This window comes from Streptomyces boncukensis, from assembly GCF_011045075.1.
GTDB classification, from domain to species: domain Bacteria; phylum Actinomycetota; class Actinomycetes; order Streptomycetales; family Streptomycetaceae; genus Streptomyces; species Streptomyces boncukensis.
Genome location: NZ_JAAKZZ010000648.1, coordinates 1 through 3,558, shown reverse-complemented (window position 1 = coordinate 3,558; position 3,558 = coordinate 1). Strand labels below are relative to the sequence as shown.

Genomic DNA, 3,558 nt, shown 5'->3' with positions numbered 1-3,558 from the left:
TATAGGAGACAGCAGGCGGGGCGGGCGGAGCGCCCGGCGCGGACGCGCCGCCCCGCGGCATTCTGCGCGGCTGGAACCAGTCGCTGGTCTGCTGCGTGAACTCTCCGTCGGATCCCGGCTCTTCGGATGATCCGCCCGAAGGGGGCGAGCCCGGCTCTCCCGGCACATCGGACATCTGACCGGAGCCGGTCGCGTCCGACCCACCGGGCCCACCAGGTCCACCGGGCCCACCGGGCGGTCCGGACGAACCGTTCGCCTCCGCCGCCTGGGACGGTGCGGCGGCGGGCGGAGCCGCGCCCTCCGCGGGCCCGGCCGCGTCCTTCTCGCCGTCCTCGCCCACCGGCGTACGCATCACGACGGGCGGGATGGGGCGGGATCCGGGGATGTTGATCCGGATACGGGTGGTCAGCGTCGTCTCGGTCTTCGGCTCGCCGGGCTCGGTTCCCGGCGGGTGCGAGGAACCACCGCGCCCGTTGGGCCCGGAGGACGAACTGTCAGTTTCACGACTCAAAACAGGTACTCCCGGATGGATTCGCCGTCTTCCCGATGACCCGAAGGCGGCTCGCCGGCGCGCACCACAATACTGGGGGCGCCCCAGATGAACCCTGGGACCACGGAAACGACCCTGCAACAGCCAGCTCAGCGATGTCTGTTCGGTACCGTCGGCGGCGCCGGCAGCGCCACCGTGGCACAGATCACAGCCGCCAGGATCCCGCCGAGCAGATAGATGTACGACCCGGCCCCGGCCGCGAAGAGGAAGTCGCCCTCCGGGCGGGAGGCCGTCAGCAGCAGCACCGTGACCGTCCAGCCGCCGCCCGGCACCGCGGCCCCGACCCTCGTACGGCACAGCTTCGCGCCGCCCCAGAAGAGGCCGACGGAGCCCGCGAGGGAGAGCAGCAGGCCGAACGGGGGCCAGGCCCCCTGGACGAGGGCGCCCGCCAATCCGGTGAGGGCGCCGAGGACGACCAGCGCGGCGTACACGGCGCCGCGGGCCCCGCGCACGGCGGGCCAGGGCCCCCAGTCGGCGGAGTCCGGCCCTGCGGCCGGTCGCGCGGCCCCCGCGCCGCCCGCGCCCTGACGCTTGCGGGGCCCGTCCGCGCCGGGACGGTCCCCGCGCGGCGCCGGCCCCCCGCGCACGTCCCGCCGCGACCCGCTCCGACCCTCACGACCGCCTGCCGGCCCGCCCCTTTCCGGCACACCGACTCCGCCCGGCTGCCGGGACCCGTCCGCGCTCCGGGCCCCGTCCGGCTTCCGGGGCCCGCCCGCGCTCCGGGACCCGCCGGACTTCCGGGCTCCGCCCGCGCTCCGGGCTCCGCCCGGCTTCCGGGAACCCTCCGCGCTCCGGCGCCCGGCCGAACCGTCCGAGCCCCCCGGCGCACCCGGCCCCGGGGTCCCGCCCGGCTTCCGGGGGCCGCCGGTCCGATCCGGGGCGCCCGGGTCACCAGCGCTCTCCGGGGTTCCCGGGACGCCCGCGTCACCCGTGCTCTCCGGGGCGCGGGCCCGGCCGGAATCGGGGGATCCGGCCGATCCTCCGGGCTGCCGGGATCTGTCGGCCTCCTCCGGCGTGCCGGAGGAGGCCGGTTCGCCCGGTCTCCTCGCCCCGTCAGGGCCGTGGGGCCGCGCCCCTCCGGTCTTCCGCCGTGCCCGCTCTGCCCGCTGTCCCGGCCGTCCGCTCACCGCGCCCATGTCCCCTACTCCACCACGCCCGCGAACAGATCTCCGACCGGCTCCCCCCGCGGCGCCGCGGCCACGTCCGCGAGCTGGAAGAACTCCGTGCCGAGCAGCGGCTGCCCGAGCCCGTTCGACAGGGCGAAGAAGTCGCCCCGCGCCGTGGAGCGTACCGACACCTGGGTCTCGTGCGCGGCCATCGCCGCGGCCTTCCGCTCCGCGTACGCCGAGGCGTCGATCACGGCGTCCACCTGGGACAGGTCCGCCACCAGCCCGGGTACGTCCTCGGGGCGCGCGAAGCCGGTCTCTCCGGTGAAGCCGGGGAAGGGGAAGACCTCGCCCGCCTCCGCCGCCGTGCGCAGCCGTGCGAAGCCCTCCTCGACGGCCGGGCGGAGCGCCCGGTTCCAGTACACCCGGGCCACCCGGTGCCGGTCGGCGGCCAGCTCGACGGCCCGCGTCGCCACGCGGTGCGCCCGGACGTGGTCGGGGTGGCCGTAGCCGCCGTCGGGGTCGTAGGTGACCAGCACCTGCGGGCGGAGCTCGCGGATCACCTCGGCGAGCGGTTCCGCTGCCTCGTCCAGCGGCGCCTGCCACAGGCATCCCGGCCGCTCGTTCTGGGGGGCGCCGCGCATGCCGGAGTCGCGGTAGCGGCCGGGGCCGCCCAGGAAGCGGTGGTCGGTGACGCCCAGCTCGCGCATGGCGGCGGCGAGCTCCCCAGCGCGGTACGGGCCCAGCGTGTCGTCCCGGTCGGGCGCCAGATGGGCGAGCCGGGCGGGGATCACCTCGCCCTCCTCGCCCTGGGTGCAGGTGACGAGGGTGACCTGCGCGCCCTCGGCCGCGTACTTGGCCATGGTGGCGCCTGTGGTGATCGACTCGTCGTCCGGGTGCGCGTGCACCAGCAGCAGCCGGCGCGCAGGCAGAAACCGCTCAGGGGCGGAGGCGTCACTCATGCCCCTGAGCCTACGACGGGACGGTCAGGGCCCCAGGGCCCCAGGGCCCGTCCTAGAAGCTGATATCGCTGATCACGTTCGCGACGCTCGCGGTCATGTCGTTGATCGAGGGCGCGATCGACGAACTCGCCAAGTAGAAGCCCAACAGGATGCAGACGAGCGCGTGTCCACCCTTCAACCCGGACTTCTTCACGAGCAGGAAGACCATGATAGCCAGCAGCACCACCGCCGAAATCGAGAGTGCCACGGCGGTTCACCTCCAAGTTCGCGCGGTTGGTACGGGATGGACCCAGTCACTACTCAGTCGGACGGACAGGACAGCGGACAGCTCGCAGCGGCACGGTGAGCTACCGGCTTCATACCCAGCACCCGCCGTGCGCAACGGATCTTAATTATCCGCACGACGGCACGGGTTGGCGCACAGGTGCAGGGCGTGGGGCGCATATTCAGTTCCAGCCAGCAGCGTGCCACAGCCGGGGCCGCACGCAGTACGGTCTGGCGCATGGCTACGACCTTCCCGCGCCAGCACGCGCGTACCCACCGGTTCACCCTCGGCGCGCCGCGCGCCTTCGCCGTCTCCCCCGACGGTGCCCGCATCGCCTTTCTCCGCTCCCGGCACGGCACTGACCTGGCACATCTCCTGTGGGTGCACGAGGTGGCGAGCGGCCGCGAATACCCCGCAGCCGACCCCGTCACGCTGCTGGAGGGGGCGCGGGAGGAGCTCTCCCCCGAGGAGCGGGCCCGCCGCGAGCGGAGCCGGGAGGGCACCGCGGGAGTCGTCGCCTACGCCACCGACCGCTCGGTGGAGCTGGCCGCCTTCGCGCTCTCGGGGCGGCTCTTCCTCGCCGAGCTGCTCGCCGGGTCGGTCCGCGAAATCCCCACGCCAGCACCGGTGGTGGACCCCCGCCCCTCCCCTGACGGGCGGCTTGTGGCGTACGTG

At 74.7% G+C, this 3,558-nt stretch carries 3 protein-coding genes and 2 pseudogenes; 1 reads left to right on the top strand and 4 read right to left on the bottom strand.

Annotated features, from left to right (window positions below; all coding sequences use genetic code 11):
- From G5C65_RS38740 to G5C65_RS33645, 4 genes and pseudogenes are all read right to left on the bottom strand, one after another.
- Positions 1–511 (bottom strand): annotated as a pseudogene (locus G5C65_RS38740) (hypothetical protein); the annotation flags it as partial.
- Positions 512–639: 128 nt separating this feature from the next.
- Entirely contained in the window at positions 640–1,137 is a 498-nt protein-coding gene (locus G5C65_RS33655) for a DUF6113 family protein (protein ID WP_165302850.1), read from the bottom strand.
- 554 nt (positions 1,138–1,691) lie between these two features.
- The gene (gene mshB, locus G5C65_RS33650) at positions 1,692–2,618 is read right to left on the bottom strand and encodes an N-acetyl-1-D-myo-inositol-2-amino-2-deoxy-alpha-D-glucopyranoside deacetylase (protein ID WP_165302849.1); all 927 of its coding nucleotides are present in this window, start codon (positions 2,616–2,618) and stop codon (positions 1,692–1,694) included.
- Between the two features lie 52 nt (positions 2,619–2,670).
- Entirely contained in the window at positions 2,671–2,865 is a 195-nt protein-coding gene (locus tag G5C65_RS33645) for a hypothetical protein (RefSeq protein ID WP_165302848.1), read from the bottom strand.
- A gap of 255 nt (positions 2,866–3,120) precedes the next feature.
- On the opposite strand from G5C65_RS33645, the pseudogene G5C65_RS33640 reads away from it, so the two are divergent.
- A pseudogene (locus G5C65_RS33640) lies at positions 3,121–3,558 on the top strand (PD40 domain-containing protein); the annotation flags it as partial.

Excerpts from the sequence above, each read along its gene's own strand:
- mshB (WP_165302849.1), bottom strand. The coding sequence starts at position 2,618 with ATGAGTGACGCCTCCGCCCCTGAGCGGTTTCTGCCTGCGCGCCGGCTG.